13 protein-coding genes and 3 rRNA genes are annotated in these 21648 nt (G+C 64.4%); all 16 read right to left on the reverse strand.

The features are described from left to right. Positions 1 to 5: 5 nt before the first annotated feature. Complete coding sequence (locus FB562_RS06935; RefSeq protein ID WP_141880440.1) at positions 6 to 1241, reverse strand: hypothetical protein; 1236 nt, start codon at positions 1239 to 1241, stop codon at positions 6 to 8. 168 nt (positions 1242 to 1409) lie between these two features. Beyond that, a complete protein-coding gene (xerD, locus tag FB562_RS06940) occupies positions 1410 to 2339 on the reverse strand; it encodes a site-specific tyrosine recombinase XerD (protein WP_141880441.1) in 930 nt (309 codons plus the stop codon). A gap of 8 nt (positions 2340 to 2347) precedes the next feature. Then, entirely contained in the window at positions 2348 to 2911 is a 564-nt protein-coding gene (locus FB562_RS06945; RefSeq protein WP_141880442.1) for an NUDIX domain-containing protein, read from the reverse strand. A gap of 1 nt (position 2912) precedes the next feature. Continuing rightward, on the reverse strand, positions 2913 to 4607 hold the full coding sequence (locus FB562_RS06950) for a CTP synthase (protein ID WP_141880443.1): 1695 nt from the start codon (positions 4605 to 4607) through the stop codon (positions 2913 to 2915). 77 nt (positions 4608 to 4684) lie between these two features. Then, on the reverse strand, positions 4685 to 6421 hold the full coding sequence (gene recN, locus FB562_RS06955) for a DNA repair protein RecN (protein ID WP_141880444.1): 1737 nt from the start codon (positions 6419 to 6421) through the stop codon (positions 4685 to 4687). Beyond that, complete coding sequence (locus tag FB562_RS06960) at positions 6418 to 7404, reverse strand: NAD kinase (RefSeq protein WP_246081373.1); 987 nt, start codon at positions 7402 to 7404, stop codon at positions 6418 to 6420. Before FB562_RS06960 ends, recN begins: the two co-directional genes overlap by 4 nt. A 79-nt stretch (positions 7405 to 7483) precedes the next feature. Next, the gene (locus tag FB562_RS06965) at positions 7484 to 8320 is read right to left on the reverse strand and encodes a TlyA family RNA methyltransferase (RefSeq protein ID WP_141880446.1); all 837 of its coding nucleotides are present in this window, start codon (positions 8318 to 8320) and stop codon (positions 7484 to 7486) included. Next, a complete protein-coding gene (locus tag FB562_RS06970; protein ID WP_141880447.1) occupies positions 8313 to 8528 on the reverse strand; it encodes a hypothetical protein in 216 nt (71 codons plus the stop codon). Before FB562_RS06970 ends, FB562_RS06965 begins: the two co-directional genes overlap by 8 nt. Before the next feature lie 63 nt (positions 8529 to 8591). Beyond that, on the reverse strand, positions 8592 to 9683 hold the full coding sequence (locus FB562_RS06975; RefSeq protein WP_425459817.1) for an HAD-IIA family hydrolase: 1092 nt from the start codon (positions 9681 to 9683) through the stop codon (positions 8592 to 8594). Further along, positions 9631 to 11001, reverse strand: coding sequence for a primosomal protein (locus tag FB562_RS13795; protein ID WP_246081374.1), 1371 nt, complete (start codon positions 10999 to 11001; stop codon positions 9631 to 9633). Before FB562_RS13795 ends, FB562_RS06975 begins: the two co-directional genes overlap by 53 nt. Positions 11002 to 11171: 170 nt before the next feature. Continuing rightward, positions 11172 to 11288: ribosomal RNA gene (rrf, locus tag FB562_RS06985) — 5S ribosomal RNA — on the reverse strand. Between the two features lie 163 nt (positions 11289 to 11451). Beyond that, a 23S ribosomal RNA gene (locus tag FB562_RS06990) occupies positions 11452 to 14577 on the reverse strand. A 447-nt stretch (positions 14578 to 15024) separates the two neighbouring features. Further along, positions 15025 to 16549 (reverse strand): 16S ribosomal RNA (locus tag FB562_RS06995). The 16S, 23S and 5S rRNA genes sit together here, the layout of an rRNA operon. Positions 16550 to 17214: 665 nt before the next feature. Further along, the gene (locus FB562_RS07000) at positions 17215 to 18840 is read right to left on the reverse strand and encodes a DUF4190 domain-containing protein (protein WP_141880449.1); all 1626 of its coding nucleotides are present in this window, start codon (positions 18838 to 18840) and stop codon (positions 17215 to 17217) included. 51 nt (positions 18841 to 18891) lie between these two features. Beyond that, entirely contained in the window at positions 18892 to 20199 is a 1308-nt protein-coding gene (tyrS, locus tag FB562_RS07005) for a tyrosine--tRNA ligase (protein WP_425459818.1), read from the reverse strand. 75 nt (positions 20200 to 20274) lie between these two features. Next, entirely contained in the window at positions 20275 to 21621 is a 1347-nt protein-coding gene (locus FB562_RS07010; RefSeq protein WP_246081375.1) for an FtsX-like permease family protein, read from the reverse strand. Positions 21622 to 21648: the final 27 nt, after the last annotated feature.

Here is a 21648-nt window from a genome sequence, read left to right on the forward strand (position 1 = left end):
GGTCGTCAGCTCACGGTGCAGGCTGCACAGAAGCGGATGCTGCGGCTCGGGCGCCCTACGCACGGGCACGTGCGAGCGCCCCCTCGTGGCGTCTCCGCTGCCAGCCCCGCAAGCGCACGAGCGCCAGCACGAGCAGCACGAGGGCGGCGAGCACGATGAGCTGCGGCCGTGGTCTCCTCAGCGGGCTCCTGCTGCTCCCCTGGCGACTCCTCGGGAGCCTCGTTCGGCTCCTCCGCGGGAACGCCGCTCTCCGTCTCGGCGTCGTCCGGGTAGAAGAGCCCATGCCCCTCGGCGAATATGAGCTCCTGCTCGACAACAGCCCCGTCTCCGTCGACATCCCCGGGCTCCTCCGCCGGGCGAAGGATGGGAGCGTCGAGCGTGGAGCTGGGCTGCGCAGTGCCGTCGATGACGGAGAGGGCGTCGGTGCTTTCGGGGGGAACATGAAGTATTGCTGCGGGAGCGTCGACCCAGTCGACGAGTCTCGGGTCTGAGCGGGCGTCGAGCACGACGATGGTGCGGGGCTGCACGTCCGTGATCGCGGCGATGAGTTGCGTGTGATCGACCGGAAGCGCCCCGTCGATCACGAGCAGAGCCGTTGTCGCGGCACCCATGACCTCAACGGCCGCACTGATCGCCGCCGGTGCGAACCCCGGCGAGACGTCGATGCCGTCCACCGTGAGTCGGGCATCACCCCCACCTTCGATGGCGAACGAATAGCTGCCACTGAGGGGAATCGTCACGACCGTGGACATCCGCGTCATGGATGCCCCGCCGCCGTCGCCGTCCGCCGCATCGCCCGGGAGCGAGAGCACCTCGGCGGGAATCGTCGCCAGCGTCGCAGGTGCGGCGGGCAGCGCGATACCGAGATCGACGAGTGTCACCGTGTGTCCCTCGGCCGTGAGCCGCTCGGCGAGCGGCGGATCGATGGGGAGCACCGCGCTCCCAGCACCGACCTCTCCCTCGTGCTCTGCCGCTTCGGCTTCCGGTTCGGCAACTCCCAGTGTCGAGATGACCGCGATGTTCCCCTCCGAGCCCGTGGGCGAGATCGGATCCACCGGGAGTGCCGGGCCGAAGCCGGGGACGCTCTTGTTGACGAGTAGAACGACGCCGGGGGCGTCATCGGATGCGGAAGTCTCGGCTTCTGAGACGGCAGTCGGCGCCACGAGAATCAGAGCAAGCGATGTGGTCGCGACGAGCGTCAGCCCGGAGCGGGCGCCTCCTGCTCGTGCTGAGTGAAACACTGCGATTCGCCTCCTCGAGACTTTCGCATGCCACGACCCTGTGGTTGGGACGCCACCGGACCAGAGCGACGTGGCTTAATTACCCCCCTTTGGGGCACAGGGGTCAAGGGGGCAAAAAGCTGCCCCCCTTAAGGGGGACGGCTTGAGGGGTTCCTCTAACTCAGCCTCTCAACGGGCGCGAGGATGTGCCGATGTGTACATATCCCGCAGGGTGTCTGCCGTCACCAGGGTGTACAACTGCGTGGTCGAAACGGATGCGTGGCCCAACAGTTCCTGTACGACGCGGACATCGGCGCCCCCCTCGAGAAGGTGCGTCGCGAAGGAGTGTCTCAGCGTGTGAGGCGAGACGTCGACGGTCATGCCGGCCTGCTCGGCCCGTGCCCGGATGACGAGCCACGCGTTCTGACGCGACAGCCGCGCCCCGCGCACCCCCAGGAACAACCCCGGGGTCGCCCTGCCGCGCGCCGAGAGCACGGGGCGCCCCCGCACCAGGTAGGCGTCGATGGCCGAGCGCGCGTAGCTCCCCAGCGGAACCACGCGCTGCTTGCCTCCCTTGCCGAACAGGCGAACCGCATCCCCGTCTCCGTCGTCACCGGCGATGACGTCGTCGACGTTGAGCGTCACCGCCTCTGAGACTCTGGCCCCCGTCGCGTACAGCAGCTCCAGCAGCGCGCGGTCCCGCAGGGACACGACGTCATCACCGGCGGCGGCGTTCAGGATGCTCTCGACCTGCTCGACCGTGATCGCTTTCGGCAGCCTCGACGGCTGCTTCGGTGGTTTCGTGTCGGCCGCCGCATCCGTCTGCGTGAGACCCTCCTCGAGGCAGAAGCGGTGCAGGCCGCGCACCGATGACAGCATCCGGGCCGTCGACGACGCACTCAACGGTGCATCCGCCCGCTCGCGCAGCGACTGCGAGAACGCGGAGACGTCCGCCGGCGTGACCTCGTCGAGGCCGTGGATGCCGCGAGCCTGCACGAAGTCGAGATACACCCGCAGGTCGCGCCGGTACGCAGTGATCGTGTTGATGGCACGCCCTCGCTCGATGGCCAGGTGGCGCAGGTAGCGCTCCACCAGATCCTCGAAGGCGAGTGGCGGCATAGTGGGCCTCAGCCTGCGACGCGGAGAGCCAGCGCGGCCGTCACGAGGATGCCGTTGCGCACGCGATGCTGCGAGATCGCCTCCAGCAGGTCATCGAGCAGCACCCAGCGCAGCTCGATGTCGGCCTCCTCCTCGCTGCGGTCGAACGCGGTGGGCAGCCGCGTCACTCCTGTGGCGAGGTACACGCGCAGAAGTTCGTTGCTGCCGCCGGGCGAGGTGAAGAACTCGGTGAGCAGGCGCCAGTCGCGGGCCTCGAGGTCGGCCTCTTCTGCCAGTTCGCGCTTGGCAGCCTCAAGCGGGTCCTCCCCCGGCACGTCGAGCAGCCCCGCGGGCAGCTCCCAGTCTCGGGTGGCGATCGGATGCCGGTACTGCCTGATCACCAGCACCCGGCCGTCATCGTCCTGGGCCAGTATGGCCACGGCTCCCGTGTGGTCGACGAATTCGCGAACGATCTCGCCGTCGCCGTATGCGAAACGCTCGCGGCGCACATCCCACACGTGGCCGTCGAAGACGACCTCCGATTCGATGACCCGCTGCGGCGCCGGCAGGTCGGAGAGGGGCGCCTCCGGCACTCTAGACTCCGGCCGGCTCTGCGACCTCGAACAGCCTGCTGGAACGCTGACGCTCCAGCGCGGCCGCCACGAGGCCCCGGAACAGCGGATGCGCGCGGTTCGGCCGCGAGCGCAGCTCCGGATGCGCCTGCGTGCCCACATAGAACGGGTGCACGTCGCGCGGCAGCTCGACGAATTCGACGAGGTTTCCGTCGGGTGAGGTTCCGGAGAAGACGAGGCCCGCATCCGCGATCTGCTCACGGTACGCGTTGTTGACCTCGTAGCGGTGGCGGTGACGCTCAGAGATACTGGGGGCCTCGTACAGCTCAGCCACGATCGAGCCTTCGGCGAGGGAGGCCTCGTACAGGCCGAGGCGCATGGTTCCGCCCAGGTCGCCGCCGGCGATGATGTCGACCTGCTCTGCCATCGTCGCGATCACCGGGTATGCGGTCTCGGGGTCGAACTCGGAGGAGGATGCCTCCGCCAGGCCCGCCATGTTGCGGGCGTATTCGACGACCATGCACTGCAGGCCGAGGCACAGGCCGAGCACGGGGATGCCGTTCTCGCGTGCGAAGTGCAGCGCCCCCAGCTTGCCCTCGATGCCCCGCACGCCGAAGCCGCCGGGAACGCAGATGCCGTCGAGATCCGCGAGCATGCGGGCCGCACCCTCGGGCGTCTCGCACTCGTCAGAGGGAACCCACTGGATCTTCACCCTGGCGTGGTTCGCGAAGCCGCCGGCCTTGAGCGCCTCCGTCACGGAGAGGTAGGCGTCGGGCAGGTCGATGTACTTGCCGACGAGACCGATCGTGACCTCGTGCTTCGGGTTGTGCACCACGTCGAGCAGTTCGCTCCAGCCCGACCAGTCGACGTCGTCGGTCTCGAGTCCGAAGTGGTCGATGATGTACGCGTCGAGCCCCTGGTCATGCAGGATCGTCGGGATGTCGTAGATGCTGGATGCGTCCGGGCAGTTCACGACCGCCTCAGGGTCCACGTCGCACATGAGTGCGATCTTGCGGTTCATCGACTCGGGTACGGGCCGGTCACTGCGCAGCACGATCGCATCCGGCTGGATTCCGATGGACCGCAGTGCGGCGACGGAGTGCTGGGTGGGCTTGGTCTTCTGCTCGCCCGCCGCGCTCAGGTAGGGCACGAGCGAGACATGCACGAAGAAGCAGTTCGAACGCCCCAGCTCGTGGCGCACCTGCCGGGCGGCTTCGATGAACGGCAGCGACTCGATGTCGCCGACGGTTCCGCCGATCTCGGTGATGATCACATCGGGGCGGGCGCTGCCGTCGACGGGCTCGGCCGCCTGCAGGCGCATGCGGCGCTTGATCTCGTCGGTGATGTGCGGGATGACCTGCACCGTGTCGCCGAGGTACTCGCCGCGGCGTTCGCGCGCGATCACCTGCGAGTAGATCTGGCCCGTCGTCACATTGGCCGACTGGCCCAGGTTGATGTCGAGGAATCGTTCGTAGTGCCCGATGTCGAGGTCCGTCTCGGCACCGTCGTCGGTCACGAAGACCTCGCCGTGCTGGAAGGGGTTCATCGTGCCCGGATCCACATTCAGATAGGGATCGAGCTTCTGCATGACGACGCGGAGACCGCGAGCCGTCAGCAGGTTACCGAGACTTGCCGCCGTGAGTCCTTTTCCCAAGGATGAGACGACGCCGCCGGTGACGAAGATGTGCTTTGTTATGCCCGCATTTGAATTATCCACCACGGGTTTACAGCGTATCACCGTCACCGGATATTCCCGACGGTCGCCGCGCAAATCGCTCGCGCGGATTCCGAACGCTACCCCGCTGCGGCGAGCTCGAGCAGTTCACGCGCGTGGGCGAGGCCGCTCTCCGAGTCGGGAAGGCCCGAGAGCAGCCTGGCCATCTCGGCCGTGCGCTCCTCACCGTCGAGCTGACGCACGCTGCTCGCCGTGACCTCGCCGTCGCTGTCCTTGACCACGCTGAGGTGGTTGCTCGCGAAAGCGGCGACCTGGGCGAGATGTGTGACGACGATGACCTGCGACGTCTCCGCCAGCCGCGCGAGCCTGCGCCCGATCTCGATGGCGGATGCCCCGCCGACGCCCGCATCGACCTCGTCGAAGATGAAGGTGGGCACCGGGTCGCTGCCGGCCAGCACCACCTCGATGGCGAGCATGACACGCGACAGCTCGCCCCCGGATGCGCCCTTGCCGAGCGGCCTGGGCTCGGATCCCGGATGCGGTTGCAGCAGGATCGACACCTGGTCCCGACCGCTCATGCCGAACTCGGCACGTTCACCGACCTCGACGACGAGCCGGGCATCCGGCATCGCGAGGGCTGCGAGTTCCTCACTCAATGCGGCACCGAGCTTCTCTGCAGCGCGGCTCCGTCCTTCGTGCAGCTGCGCCGCGAGTTCTGTCACGGTGACCCGGTCGGCCTCCACCGACTCCCCCAGCGCGACGATGCGATCGCCGTCGTTGTCGAGTTCGAACAGGCGCCCGCTGCCGGAGTCGAGGTACTCGATCACATCGTCGAGTCCCGGCCCGTATCTGCGCACGAGCGCTGAGAGCTCCGCCCGCCTCTGCTGCAGCTGTTCGAGCTCGGCCGCGCCCTCGGCGTCCAGGCCTCCCAGATAGCCGGCGAGTTGGGTCGCGACGTCGGCGACGGCGAAGGATGCCGATTCCACGGCCTCCACGATCGGGGCGAGCGCCGCGTCGTGGGCTACGACTCGCTCCAACTGCCGGCGGGCTGCGTCGAGCAGGGTGACGGCATCCGGGGCATCGCCGACCTCGCCTGACGACAGCTCGTGCGAGATCGCCTCATGGGCGGCCGCCGCCGCGAGACGCAGATCTTCGAGATTGGTGAGCCGCGCGATGCGCTCGTCGAGTTCGACATCCTCGCCGGGCTGGGGCGCGACCCGCTCGATCTCATCCATCGACGATCGCAGCTCTTCGGCCTCCTGCGCACGCCTGTCGCGTTCGGCGACGAGCACATCGAGTTCGCCCTGATCCTTCTGCCAGCGCCGGTAGACGGCCTGATAGTCGCCCAGCAGCGCGGCGAACCCGGCGCCGGCAAAGCGGTCCAGAGCCTCGCGCTGCGCCGCTGCGGAGCGCAGGCGGAGCTGGTCGGACTGGCCGTGCACCACCACGAGCCTCTCCCCCAGCTCGCCGAGCACCCCGACTGGGGCGGAGCGCCCACCAACGACGGCGCGACTGCGCCCCTCGGGCGAGATCGTGCGGCCCAGGATGAGTTGCGCCTCGTCTTCTCCGTCGCGATCCTTCGTGCCGACGGGGTCGAGCTCACCGCCGGCCTCGCGCACCCTCTCGGCCACCGGGCCGCGCTCGGGCACGATCCAGTGCCCCTCCACGTCTGCGCCCTGGCTTCCCAGCCGCACGACGGCGCTGTCGGAGCGGACTCCCAACAGCAACCCCAGAGCCGTCACGACCATGGTCTTGCCCGCGCCCGTCTCGCCGGTGACCGCGGTGAAGCCGGCGCCGAGAGGCAACCTCGCTTCACCGATCACCCCGAGGTTGCGGATGGAGATCTCTTCGATCACTGCTGCATTGCCTTTCCGGCGTCGCTTTCCTCGGGCCCTCGCCATCCGGTCACGGGCAGCTTGAACTTGCCCACCAGCCGGTCGGTGAACGGCCCCTGGTGCAGCCGCGCAAGGCGGACCGGAACAGTCGAGCGGCGCACCACGACGCGCGCTCCCGGGGGCAGATCCCAGGTGCGGCGCCCATCGCACCAGAGCACGCCCGTGCCCTGCGTGCGGTCGAGCACCTCCACGGCGAACACCGAGTCGGGGCCGACCACGAGCGGGCGCGCGAACAGCGCATGCGCGCTCAGCGGCACCAGCAGCATCGCGTCGAGCTCCGGCCAGACGATCGGCCCGCCGCCCGAGAAGGAGTAGGCGGTCGACCCCGTCGGCGTCGACATCACGATGCCATCGCATCCGAATGATGAGAGCGGGCGCTTGTCGACCTCGACGATGACCTCGAGCATCCGCTCACGGCTCGCCTTCTCGACGGTCGCCTCGTTCAGAGCCCAGGTCTCGTACACGATCTCGCCGCCGACCTTCACCCGCACGTCGAGCGTCATACGCTCCTCGACCAGGTAGTCGCGGCTCACCGCCCTGCGCACCGTCTCGTCGAGACCGTCGCGCTCGCTCTCGGCGAGGAAGCCCACATGCCCGAGGTTGACGCCGAGGATGGGGGCGGATGATCCGCGCGTCAGTTCTGCAGCGCGCAGGATCGTGCCGTCGCCGCCGAGAACGATCGCCAGTTCGAGTTCGCCGATGTCGATGCCGTCGTCGCCACCCAATACGCACAGGCCTGTTCGCCCACCGCCGGGCATATCCAAGTCGCCGAGATCGGGATCATGTCGGAGGATGTCGCCGTGCTCGTCGAGGGCCGCGACAGGAATGATGCCCTCGGCGAGGAGCTTGCGGCACACGGTCGCGGCCGCGGCCAGCGATTCCTCGCGCCCCGTGTGCGACACCACGAGGATGAATCGCTGCGCGGCGTCGGAAGAGGAAATCACTCGAGCGGCTCCTTCGGATCTGTGAAGAACAGGATGATGGGGCGAGGTCCTGCCGGGTGGGCCCGCGGCTGACATGCCGCTAACGGCACAGCGCCGAGACCCTGTCCAACCATTCTGTCGGATTGCCACCGGCCGTGGTGCTCAACCACAGCAGATACTCGTGATTCCCGGCGCCGCCGAGGATTGGTGAGGAGATGACACCGGCCGTGGGCAGGCCGAGGTCCCAGGCTGCCCACATGACTCCGGCGACGGCATCCGCCCGCAGCGCCGCATCGTGCACGATGCCCTCGCGGATTCCTGTGCGTCCCACCTCGAACTGCGGTTTCACCAGCACCACGAAGTCGGCGTCCGTGCCGACCGTCGACGCGATCGCCGGCAGCACCATGGTCAGCGAGATGAACGACAGATCGGCGACGACGAGATCGGCATGCACCGTGCGGCCGGCCGCCGCCGCGAGCGTCTCGGGGGTCATGTCGCGCGCGTTGAAGCCTTCGATCACGGTGACGCGGGCATCGGATGCGATGGAGTCGACGAGCTGGTCATGGCCGACATCGAGGGCCACAACCGAGGCGGCCCCGCGTTCCAGCAGCACCTGCGTGAAGCCTCCCGTCGATGCGCCCACGTCGAGCGCGGCCCGCCCTTCGACGGCGACTCCGAAGCCGTCGAGCGCCGCCACGAGTTTGTGCGCCGCCCTGCTCACGTAGTGGTCGTTCTCGGCGACCACGATCACACTGTCGGCACCGACCCTCGTCGACGATTTCACCGATTGCGCACCATCAACGGTCACGAGTCCGTCGGCGATCAGCCGTGCCGCGTGCGTGCGCGAGCGGGCGAGGCCGCGAGCTGCGAGCGCGGCGTCGAGGCGTTGGGTGCCAGCCTGGCCCGTCTCTGTCTCTGGGGCTTCTCCGTCAACCACGCTGGCTCGACGGGTCGGCCGCTTCGAGCTGTGACTGCAGCTCGTCGTGGAGCTGGGAGAACGCTTCCGCGCGACGCTCGAGCGGCTGATCCTCGATCACCCGCAGGCGTGAGAGCAGTCCGTCGTCGGAGCTGTCGTTGGCGGCGCGGTCCTGCTCCTCCGCAGGCAGGTCCTCTGCGGCCCGGCCCCCGGCATCCTGTTCACTCATGCCGACCATTCCACCACATCCGGCTTCCGGTTCTGGGCGCGGCACCGCTCTCCGCGCACAGTCTCACGGGCGGGCAATGCCCAACTCGTCGAGCAGCGCTTCGTTCACGTCGATGCCGTAGATGGCGAGCCCGGATGCCCAGATCGCGGCAGACGCGGCCCTCACCAGGTCGAGGCGCACACCGTCGGTCTCGGCCCCGGGTCGCACCAGCTCGACGCGGTTGCCCCGCATGCTGACGGCCGCATCACCGACCTCCACAAGCCCGTCCTGACCGTGGCGCACGGCCGGGTACGACTCGAACAGCCCGCGCAGGTCGCCGAGGATGAACGTGGGCCGCATCGTCTTGTCGGCCGCGAGCAGCTGTTTGGCACCGTCGACTCCGGTGAGAACATGCGCTGAACGGATGCCCGCCCTGTTCGCCCCCAGGATGTCGGTGTCGAGGCGGTCGCCGATGAACAGCGTGTCGCCCGACCCGAAGCGTTCGATCGCCGATTCGAAGATCGCCACCTCGGGTTTGCCCGCCACGACGGGGAGGCGCCCGACGGCGGTGTGCACGGCGGAGACGAGGGTGCCGTTGCCGGGCGCGATGCCACGGGCGACGGGGATCGTCCAGTCGTTGTTGGTCGCGACCCAGGGCCGCTCGGCGTGCTCCCCCTGCAGGGAGAATGCCGCCTCGGCGAGCATCTCCCAGCCGACCTGCGGGGCGAAGCCCTGGATGACGGCAGCGGTGTCGGCGGTCGACCGGAAGACCGCGGAGAAGCCCGCGCGCTCAACCTCGACGATGAGCCCCTCACCGCCGACGACGAGGATCTCGGAGCCCTCGTCGACGAGCCCGCGCAGCAACCGCACAGCCGCCTGGGACGACGTCACCACATCGTCTTCCCGCGCCTGCAGGCCCAGCCCGGAGAGGTGCTCGGCGACCGAGACTGCGGTGCGCGAGGCGTTGTTGGTGATGTAGCCGACCCGGGCATCCGCGCGGTTCAGGCTGTCGACGGCGTGCGGGATGGCGTTCGCACCCTTGTAGACCACGCCGTCGAGGTCGGCGAGGATGAGCCCGACGCCGTGCAGCGGGGGCAGCTCCTGCGTCGCCTCAGGCGCCGCGTCAGGCGTCGGGCTGGTCGGAGCCAGAGCCGTCGTCTGCTGCTGGCTCGTCACCTGCTGCGTCGCCGGCTTCGTCTTCGAGTTCCTCTTCGAAAACCTCAACAATGTCATCGTCCTCACTGTCTGCTGTGGTGCCGTCGAGGGCGTCCGCTGCGCGGTCGGCCCTGGCGTTCCATTCTTCGGCCTCGGATGCGCGCCCCAGGTCTTCGAGCACGGTCGCGTAGGCGGAGAACAGCGCCGGGCTCCACGAGAATGCGCGATCGGGGTCGAGCTGCGGGATCTCGAGCTCGCCGAGTGCGGCGTCGAGCTGTCCCAGGTCGAGTCGCGCGCCGGACATGGCAATGGCCAGCTCGACCTGTACGTCGACGGGGAGCTCGCTGCGCGGCACGGAACGTCCGAGTTCGAGTGCGCGGTCCGGGCGTCCGAGGCCGCGCTCGGAGTCGACCATCATGGGCAGCTGGTCGTTGCGCCCGGAGATGCGGCGGTAGGTGCGCAGCTCGCGCAGCGTGAGCGCGAAGTCGCCGACCGCGTAGGCCGTGATGGCGAGGGTCTCGCGGACGACTGCGATGCGTCCGGCGCGACGGGCGGCGGATGTCGCGTGCCGGTGCGCGAGTTCGGGGTCGCTTTCGATGAGTCGGGCCGCCATGACCATGTGCAGTGCAACCGCTTCGGCGTTCTCCTTGGCGAGCGTCTTGAGCTGAGCACGGGCAACCCGGTCGAGGTCGCCCGGCTTCACGTCGTCGGGGACGATCGGGTCGTCGTGCCGGTTCCGCACGGACCGCAGTGCGTACTGCTCCAGTTCGGCCTCGGTCATCCTGTGCTCAACGCCGCCGCGATCATTACTGCGACGGTCGTTTCCCCCACGGTCGTTGCTGCGACGGTCGTTGCTGCCGCGGTCGTTTCCGCGCGGGCCACTGTCGCGCCGGTCGGTGCCTCGCGCGTCGAAGCTGCGACGTTCTGTGCCGCGCTTGTCGTCACCGCGACGCGGGCGGTCGCTGCCGGATGCTCCGGGGCGTCGAGGTGCTCCCCCGTCGCGGGCGTCGCCGCTTCTTGCGGGGCGGCTTGCGCCGCGGTCGCCACCGGATGCTCCGGCACCGTATCCGCGCGGGCCGGAGACGTAGTCGCCGCGCGCGTGGTCGCCTCGCTCGCGGGCTCCGCCTCCGTGGCTGCTTCCGTTGCGGTCGCGGCCGGCGGCGGATCCGCCTTCGCCGTGCCGCGGCTTCGAGCTCCGTGCGTCGGGCGCGTCACCGTCGCGGCCGTTGCTTCTGGGGCGGCGTTCGGCGTCGGGGTCGTTGCGTGATGGTTCGGATGCCCGTCCGTCGTTTGGTTGCTTGTCTTCCGGACGCACGTCCTGGTCTGACTGCTCGCTCACGATTGCTCCCTGATGTCCTGCGGTATGGCCGGCTGCAGCGCCGATGGACCGCCTGCGATGCCGGTTGTGGCCGTCGCCTCCGGCTGCCGTGTGTAGTTGTGTGCGTGTTTCTGCTCGTTAAAGTGTGATGGCCACCCTGGGGTTACCCAGGGTGGCCATCAACAAAAGGAGTCCGGCGGTGTCCTACTCTCCCACAGGGTCCCCCCTGCAGTACCATCGGCGCAGAGAGTCTTAGCTTCCGGGTTCGGAATGTAACCGGGCGTTTCCCTCTCGCTATGGCCGCCGAAACACTATTGATTTATGTATCGAATCTGTGGCCAGAATCCACCCGCCTCCCCCACAACATGGGGTCGACCAGGTGTTAGCTGGACGCAGTTCCCGACCGTAAATCGGGAACCACAAAGTGGACGCAAGCAACGCAAATCGTTCGTATTCCAAAAGGAATAAGGTGTTATCAAGTTATCGGCTTATTAGTACGGGTCAGCTCCATGCGTCGTTAGTCCGCACTTCCACATCCCGCCTATCAACCCAGTAGTCTAGCTGGGAGCCTCTCGACCTAAGTCATGGAAATCTCATCTTGAAGCTGGCTTCCCGCTTAGATGCTTTCAGCGGTTATCCATTCCGAACGTAGCTAATCAGCGGTGCTCCTGGCGGAACAACTGACACACCAGAGGTTCGTCCATCCCGGTCCTCTCGTACTAGGGATAGATCTTCTCAAATTTCCTGCGCGCGCAGAGGATAGGGACCGAACTGTCTCACGACGTTCTAAACCCAGCTCGCGTACCGCTTTAATGGGCGAACAGCCCAACCCTTGGGACCTACTCCAGCCCCAGGATGCGACGAGCCGACATCGAGGTGCCAAACCATGCCGTCGATATGGACTCTTGGGCAAGATCAGCCTGTTATCCCCGAGGTACCTTTTATCCGTTGAGCGACAGCGCTTCCACAAGCCACTGCCGGATCACTAGTCCCGACTTTCGTCCCTGCTCGACTTGTCAGTCTCACAGTCAAGCTCCCTTGTGCACTTACACTCGACACCTGATTGCCAACCAGGTTGAGGGAACCTTTGGGCGCCTCCGTTACTTTTTAGGAGGCAACCGCCCCAGTTAAACTACCCACCAGGCACTGTCCCAGAACCGGATCACGGTTCGTAGTTAGATATCCAATATGACCAGAGTGGTATTTCAACAATGACTCCACCAACACTAGCGTGCCAGCTTCACAGTCTCCCACCTATCCTACACAAGCCACACCGAACACCAATACCAAGCTGTAGTAAAGGTCACGGGGTCTTTCCGTCCTTCTGCGCGTAACGAGCATCTTTACTCGTAGTGCAATTTCGCCGAGTTCGCGGTTGAGACAGCTGGGAAGTCGTTACGCCATTCGTGCAGGTCGGAACTTACCCGACAAGGAATTTCGCTACCTTAGGATGGTTATAGTTACCACCGCCGTTTACTGGGGCTTAAATTCTCAGCTTCGCACTTGCGTGCTAACCGTTCCTCTTAACCTTCCAGCACCGGGCAGGCGTCAGTCCGTATACATCGTCTTGCGACTTGGCACGGACCTGTGTTTTTAGTAAACAGTCGCTTCCCACTGGTCTCTGCGGCCCTACAGCGCTCCCGGAGTAAATCCGTTCACGCCTCAGGCCCCCCTTCTCCCGAAGTTACGGGGGCATTTTGCCGAGTTCCTTAACCACGATTCTCTCGATCTCCTTAGTATTCTCTACCTGAACACCTGAGTCGGTTTGGGGTACGGGTGACTAGAACCTCGCGTCGATGCTTTTCTTGGCAGCATAGGATCACTGATTTCGCCCCTACGGGCTACCCATCGGGTCTCAGCCTTATATGAGAGACGGATTTGCCTATCTCTCGGCCTACATCCTTAGACCGGGACAACCATCGCCCGGCTCAGCTACCTTCCTGCGTCACACCTGTTAATACGCTAGCCGCACCAGAACGGGGTCGAGCGTTAGACCGCACCGTCTCACCCCGAAGGGATCAACTGGATACGGGTTAGGACTCTTAGCACTACTGGATTAGCTCGGGCGGTTCTTCGTCAGTACGGGAATATCAACCCGTTGTCCATCGACTACGCCTGTCGGCCTCGCCTTAGGTCCCGACTTACCCAGGGCGGATTAACCTGGCCCTGGAACCCTTGTTCTTTCGGAGGACGGGTTTCTCACCCGTCTTTCGCTACTCATGCCTGCATTCTCACTCGTGTAGGCTCCACGGCTGGTTTACACCGCCGCTTCACTGCCCACACGACGCTCTCCTACCACTCCGTACGGCTGAACCACGAAGGCTTACCTAATATACGAAATCTACAACTTCGGTGGTGTGCTTGAGCCCCGTTACATTGTCGGCGCGGAATCACTTGACCAGTGAGCTATTACGCACTCTTTCAAGGGTGGCTGCTTCTAAGCCAACCTCCTGGTTGTCTCTGCAACTCCACATCCTTTTCCACTTAGCACACGCTTGGGGACCTTAGTTGGTAGTCTGGGTTGTTTCCCTCTCGACGATGAAGCTTATCCCCCACCGTCTCACTGCTGCGCTCTCACTTACCGGCATTCGGAGTTTGGCTGACGTCAGTAACCTTGTAGGGCCCATCGGCCATCCAGTAGCTCTACCTCCGGCAAGAAACACGCAACGCTGCACCTAAATGCATTTCGGAGAGAACCAGCTATCACGAAGTTTGATTGGCCTTTCACCCCTATCCACAGCTCATCCCCTCCATTTTCAACTGAAGTGGGTTCGGTCCTCCACGCGCTCTTACACGCGCTTCAACCTGGCCATGGATAGATCACTTCGCTTCGGGTCTAGGACATGCGACTGAATCGCCCTATTCAGACTCGCTTTCGCTACGGCTTCCCCACTCGGGTTAACCTCGCCACATATCGCTAACTCGCAGGCTCATTCTTCAAAAGGCACGCTGTCACCCCTACAAAGGAGGCTCCAACGGTTTGTATGCAAACGGTTTCAGGTACTATTTCACTCCCCTCCCGGGGTACTTTTCACCTTTCCCTCACGGTACTTGTCCGCTATCGGTCTTCTGGGAGTATTTAGGCTTACCAGGTGGTCCTGGCAGATTCACACGGGATTTCTCGGGCCCCGTGATACTTGGGATACTTCTCGCGTCAGAACAAAACATTTCGACTACGGGGCTGGCACCCGCTATGGCCAGGCTTTCAAACCTGTTCGTCTATATTCCTCTGTAACGCTGCAGCAACGGCAGTCACTGCTGAAAAGTCCCGCAACCCCGACCATGCAACGCCTGCCGGCTATCACACATGATCGGTTTGGCCTCTTCCGATTTCGCTCGCCACTACTCACGGAATCACTGTTGTTTTCTCTTCCTGTGGGTACTGAGATGTTTCACTTCCCCACGTTCCCTCTACCCGCCCTATATATTCAGGCGGGAGTCACCAGGTCGTATTGCTACGCCTGGCGGGGTTTCCCCATTCGGAAATCCTCGGATCACAGCTCGATTATCAGCTCCCCGAGGCTTATCGCAGATTTCTACGTCCTTCTTCGGCTCCAGAAGCCAAGGCATTCACCGTTTGCACTTAAAAACTTGATGACAAAATTTGCACAAAGAACCAGCAAAATAAATTGCTGATCTTTGAATAGACACCACATCATCTCTCCCAGAACAAGTCTGGAATCCATGACGCACTGTCTAAGATGCTCGCGTCCACTGTGTAGTTCTCAAAATACGGGCGGTACCCCCTCATCCTGGCAAAAACGCCAGTCCGACAGAGGTCCAGAGGAGTTCGATACGACCAGAAAAGGTAACCCTTCCCCGACCGATCCGGTCCCTCAGGACCCAACAGCGTGCAACAGACCAGCCCTCACACCCCGAATCGTTCCTTCCGACACAAGTGCCGACGTACTAAACCCAGAGCCTTCGATCTGGTCACCATGTCAATGTTCCACCCATGAGCGTCACCGGAGAACATGTGTCTCCGAAATGACTTGGCAGCTGTAATCGGACTGTATACAGATCCGAGCTGCACATGCTCCTTAGAAAGGAGGTGATCCAGCCGCACCTTCCGGTACGGCTACCTTGTTACGACTTAGTCCTAATTACCGATCCCACCTTCGACAGCTCCCCCCTTACGGTTGGGCCACTGGCTTCGGGTGTTACCGACTTTCATGACTTGACGGGCGGTGTGTACAAGGCCCGGGAACGTATTCACCGCAGCGTTGCTGATCTGCGATTACTAGCGACTCCGACTTCATGAGGTCGAGTTGCAGACCTCAATCCGAACTGAGACCGGCTTTTTGGGATTCGCTCCACCTTACGGTATCGCTGCCCTTTGTACCGGCCATTGTAGCATGCGTGAAGCCCAAGACATAAGGGGCATGATGATTTGACGTCATCCCCACCTTCCTCCGAGTTGACCCCGGCAGTCTCCTATGAGTTCCCACCATTACGTGCTGGCAACATAGAACGAGGGTTGCGCTCGTTGCGGGACTTAACCCAACATCTCACGACACGAGCTGACGACAACCATGCACCACCTGTTTACGAGTGTCCAAAGAGTTGACCATTTCTGGCCCGTTCTCGTATATGTCAAGCCTTGGTAAGGTTCTTCGCGTTGCATCGAATTAATCCGCATGCTCCGCCGCTTGTGCGGGCCCCCGTCAATTCCTTTGAGTTTTAGCCTTGCGGCCGTACTCCCCAGGCGGGGAACTTAATGCGTTAGCTGCGACACAGAATCCGTGGAATGGACCCTACATCTAGTTCCCAACGTTTACGGCATGGACTACCAGGGTATCTAATCCTGTTCGCTACCCATGCTTTCGCTCCTCAGCGTCAGTTACGGCCCAGAGATCTGCCTTCGCCATCGGTGTTCCTCCTGATATCTGCGCATTCCACCGCTACACCAGGAATTCCAATCTCCCCTACCGCACTCTAGTCTGCCCGTACCCACTGCAGGCTGGGGGTTGAGCCCCCAGATTTCACAGCAGACGCGACAAACCGCCTACGAGCTCTTTACGCCCAATAATTCCGGATAACGCTTGCACCCTACGTATTACCGCGGCTGCTGGCACGTAGTTAGCCGGTGCTTTTTCTGCAGGTACCGTCACTTTCGCTTCTTCCCTACTAAAAGAGGTTTACAACCCGAAGGCCGTCGTCCCTCACGCGGCGTTGCTGCATCAGGCTTGCGCCCATTGTGCAATATTCCCCACTGCTGCCTCCCGTAGGAGTCTGGGCCGTGTCTCAGTCCCAGTGTGGCCGGTCACCCTCTCAGGCCGGCTACCCGTCGTCGGCTTGGTGAGCCGTTACCTCACCAACTACCTGATAGGCCGCGAGTCCATCCCAGACCGAAATTCTTTCCACCCCCTGACCATGCGGCCGAGGATCGTATCCGGTATTAGACACCGTTTCCAGTGCTTATCCCAGAGTCTGGGGCAGGTTACTCACGTGTTACTCACCCGTTCGCCACTAATCCAGCCAGAGCAAGCTCCAGCCTTCATCGTTCGACTTGCATGTGTTAAGCACGCCGCCAGCGTTCATCCTGAGCCAGGATCAAACTCTCCGTAAATGTTTGATAGCACGAACGACCTAAGCCGAACGGCACATCTAGTGTGTCCCACCACCGGAAATAGGCAGACAAGACACAAGTTTGAAACTGACAAGAACAAATCATTACTGACTTGCTTTGTTGTTTAAATGTTTTTCCAAAGGAATCTCCACATCAAACCAAAAGATTCGATGCCGAGGTTTTTGGCATTTGACATAGTGCACGCTGTTGAGTTCTCAAGGATCGGACGCTCCCGCGCCTCATCTTGCGATTCGGCCTTCGGGGCAACTTCTCTACCCTACCACTTTCAGTGAGCCTGTCAAACCAACTCGACATCTTCGCGAACCGGCTTCAGCCAGATCCACAACGTCAGTTGGACGCAGAACAACACCCTCGGATTGCTCCGATTCACTCGGAATACACCGAACTGAGAGTGGGTCTTTCATCCTAATCTCGAACGCGTCGCACTGCAAGAGCGAGCTCCTGCGTGACGGTCATCGTCTGAGACGGGCTTTCACCCAGATCCGCCACCCCTTCGGGGCTTCCGGCACTTGGCCGGCCCGCCCTCACGGGGTGACGAATCAGTACTCTACGGACACGAGGCCCTCCGAGGCAAAACGACTTGTCATCCCGGGCGTGTCCTGAGCAGAACCCCGATTTAGAGCCTGCATCGGAGTACGTCAGGGCTACTCGCAGTAGTCGCCGACATAGGCCGCGATCGACGTGATGTCATCGGAGCTGTGCACCCCGAGGACATCCCCGCTGCGGTTCGCCGTCTGCAGACTCTGGGCCAAGCCCACGATGCCGTCGACACGGGTGCTGAACGACTGAACCTGGGCGGATATGCCCTCAGGGGCCACCGGAACCAAGCCCTGCCAGACAGCGCTGTAGTTGGCTATCGCCGGGAGATAACCGTTCGGGTCCTCGAGCGAAGGCCACCCGAAGTCGGGGTCACCCTCCGCGAAGATCGACGGATACCCCGCCAGGCCCGCACAGAACTCAGCACTCGCCTGAACGACCGAATCGTGGGCGGCCGCAACCTCGGCAGCCGCGGCACGCTCATCCGCACGCTTCTGCTCCTCAGCCCAGAGGAACGCACCTGCGACCGCGAAGACCAGCGTCATCACCACACCGACCGCGATCGCCGCGCGGGCGATGCCCGAAGCCCAGCCCCGATATATCCGCCCCCTCGCCGAAGCGACGAAACCGAGCACGACACCGATCGGGGGTAGCAGCACGGCAGCGACCAGCGCCACCGTGTCGAGCACCGCGAGGCCGGGTTCCGGCGTCGGCAACTCCGGACGGATCACACCGAGCCGAGGATGCGAGCGCGCACCCGCGCCCTCCTGTGAAGAGAACCGACCCAGCGCATCCGGCTGCAACCCCGGAGGAAGCGGCGCCGACCCGAGCGGAGAACCAGACTCATCGGCCGGAACGACGTAGTCGCGATCATCGAATGGGTTCTCAGGAGTGACCCGACCGAGAGCCGACCAGTCGGGGGCTGCGCGGTCAGGCGCGGGAGCCTCCCCCAGATCGGAGACCTCCGGCAACGAGGTCTGCGGACGAGGGACCGCCCCAGCCTCAGTCGTCGGCTCAGAGAAGAACGCCGGGCCCGGAGCGGCGATGGGCTCATCGAAAGTCTGACCTGACGAAGCCGACTCCTGCTCGGTGAACGCCGCCGTCTCAGGGAATGCAGAATCCGGATGCGGAGCGGGCCGAGCAGTGAACGCTGCAGCTTCAGGAACCGCGGGCGGAGGCGGGAAGAACCCGGCGGAAGCGGGCGGAGCGGGCGGAACCTCCGTGGGGGGCGCCGCGGGCGGAGGCTCGGACGCCTCAGCGAAATCGAGGCCGAAGTCCGCGAACTCCTCCGTCGCCGAACGGAAACGATCAGGCTGCCGCGGCTCGGCAAAAGGTTCGTCAACAACAGGAGGCTCGAACGGCGACGGCTCGAACAGAGACGAGAGGGTCGGAGCGGAATCCGGCGGAACCGCAGGAGCTGCCGGAGGGACGGTCGGCAGCGAAGGCTCTGGGAACGCCGAACCGGGAGCAACCGGCGCAGCGAACGGCTGCGAGAAGACAGGCGGCTGCTGAGTGGCCGGCTCGGGGGCAGCAGGCTGCTGAGCGGTCGGCTCCTGAGCGCCGGAATCCTGACCGGACTCAGACGCTGCGGCTCCGCGATCCCTCGAGCGCCCGAAAAGCGAACCCGACCTGCGGGCCGACTCCCTCAGTGCGCGACGATCACGCCGCAACTCGCCACCGGCCGGAGCCTGGTTCAGATCACCCGACTCGGCTCCTGGTGCTTGGTCTTCCACTCGGTCCCCTCGATAGTTCCGCCCACGATATCAACGCGGGCGAAGCACAGTCTAAGCCGCGACGATCCCCGCAAGGGTCTTCTTGCCCCTGCGCAGCACGGCGTAACGCGAGAACAGAAGGGCCTCGCTCGCCTCCGCCGTCGCATCCGTCACCTTCACATTGTTGAGGTAGACGCCGCCCTGCTCGATCGCCCGCCGCGACTCCCCCAGGCTCGACGTCAGCTTCGAATCCACAAGCAACTGGGCCACCGTCACCCCGGCCGACGCCGTGGCAGACGGCAACTCGGCGATGGCCGCCGCAAGCGTCGCCTCATCGAGCGAGAAGAGATCGCCCTGACCGAAGAGCGCCTGCGCGGCCGCGATCGCAGCCTCCGTCGCCTCGACACCGTGCACGAGCGCCGTCACCTCGAAAGCGAGAGTGCGCTGCGCCTCACGCCGGAACGGCTCCTTCTCGACCAGCTCGGCGAGCTCCTCGATGCGCTCGCGCCCGAGGAAGGTGAAGATCTTGAGCCGGTCGACGACATCAGCGTCGTCGGTGTTCAGCCAGAACTGGTACATCGCGTACGGGCTCGTCAGCGCGGGATCAAGCCAGACGGCATTGCCCTCGCTCTTGCCGAACTTCGTGCCATCCGAATTCGTGATCAAAGGCGTGCCGATCGCGTGCACGCTCACACCCTCGGCCTTGTGGATGAGATCGCCGCCACTCGTGAGATTGCCCCACTGATCGGAACCGCCCGTCTGCAACACGCATCCGTACTGCCGGAACAGCTCGAGGAAATCCATGCCCTGCAACACCTGGTAGCTGAACTCTGTGTAGCTGATGCCCTCGGAGGAGTTGAGCCTCGCACTGACGGCATCCTTCTTGAGCATGGAACCGACACGGAAGTGCTTGCCCACCTCGCGAAGGAAATCGATCGCCGACAGCGGCGCAGTCCAGTCGAGGTTGTTCACCAGCCGGGCAGCATTGTCACCCTCGAAGCTGAGGAACCTCGAGACCTGCCCCTGCAGGTATCCGACCCACTCGGCGACGACGTCAGGAGTGTTGAGGGTGCGCTCCGCCGTCGGCTTGGGATCGCCGATGAGTCCCGTCGACCCGCCCACCAGAGCCAACGGACGGTGACCCGCCAGCTGGATGCGACGCAAGAGGAGCAGCTGCACCAGATTGCCGAGATGGAGGCTCGGGGCCGTCGGATCGAAGCCGCAGTAGTAGGTGATCGGCGGCCCCGCGAGAAGCGCCTTCAGCGCCTCCGCATCCGTCGACACATGGACCAGGCCACGCCACAGCAGCTCCTCCCAGACATCGGGGAACGAGGCATCGTTGCGCTGGGCGGAGAGGGCGTCTGAGACAGGGATCGGCACGGATTCAAGGCTACCGGAGGATCAGTCGCCCCAGCGGCGCGACCGGAAGCCTGCCACTCCCGGCCGCGACCATCGTCAGGCCCGCTCGGGATGCCTCAGCACGCGCGTCGTCACGGATCGGGTCACCATCACCGCACAGGCGACGAGACCGATGCCCAGCGCGAACGCCGCAGCAATGACCACGAGCGACAACGGAGCCGTGATCAGCGTCCACCCTGCGAGCGGGAACACGAGCAGGGCACCCAGCCCAGCCGAGCCGAGCGACACCCAGCACAGCGGAACCATGATCGCCCTCGCCCTCGCACCCTCCAACACCGAACGAGGAGTACCGACCCGATCGAGGTTGACGTACAGATCTCGTCGGTCGAGAATGGCGGCCGCCTGATTCACCCCCACAGAACAGGCCACCATGAGGAACGACGCGACAAGAGTGATCAGCACGCCCGTGCGAACATCGCCGAAGAATACAACCTCATCCGGGCCACCCGAATCTCCGAGCGTGTCAAGGAAGGCGATACCCGTGCCCGCGACCACCGCGACAAAACTCGTCATCGCGAGACCGCTCACCTGCCTCCATGCCGCCAGCGGTGCCTCCAGAATCGTGCGGGCAGCAATGAGGCGAGTCGCTGTGCGGGCACGGGAGACCTGCACCTTCGCGACAAGCCAGATCACCCACGGACCGATCAGACCCAGCACCCCCACCCCGATCGCGAATGCAATGCCGATCGCAAGAACAACGGCGGCATAGCTGGGAAGCACCCCGAGGCTCGTGAGCACCACAACGGCCACCGTGATGACGACCCCGCCGATGAGCCCACGCAACCAACTCAAGCGCGGCGCCGTCTGCTTCATGCGCACACCGAGCGGCGAGATGACCACCTTGCGCAGCCCGATCGCCGCGCTGACCGCAGCAAGCGACACAACGGCGACCACCACAAGAGCCACCACCCACGGCGGAAGCATCAGAGAACCCGCCCCGATCGCCTCCCCGCCGAAATGAATCAACCCGACAAGAGGGCTCGCGAGCAGGTAGAGGGCAACGCCCACGACCGCGCCGACCGCAGCCACGAGCACCGACTCCAGAACGGTGATGCGCACGACATGGGCGGCCGTCGCGCCCAGCAATCGGAGCGTGGCCAGCCGGTCGTCACGCCGACGAGCCGAAAGACGAGCGGCAGCACCGCTCAGACCCAGAAGCGGGACCACGAGAAGCGCGAGCGCCAGCGCGCTGAGGAGACGGTACGTGCCAGTGAAGTCGGCGGGCGGCCACGACCAGAACATGACACCACCACCCGCGACGATCAGCAGAAGCGCCGTCGTCACAGCGAAAGCAACAACCGGCAGGGCGAGGGTCGCAGCGGAATCGGCGCTCGGGCGGGCGAGCATCCAGGTGATCCGCGCGATCGGGGCAGGACGCCTCACCCGAGGCAGAGGCGCCGGGGAATTCAC

This window comes from Homoserinimonas aerilata (assembly GCF_006716125.1).
In the GTDB taxonomy this organism is placed as follows: Bacteria; Actinomycetota; Actinomycetes; order Actinomycetales; family Microbacteriaceae; genus Homoserinimonas; species Homoserinimonas aerilata.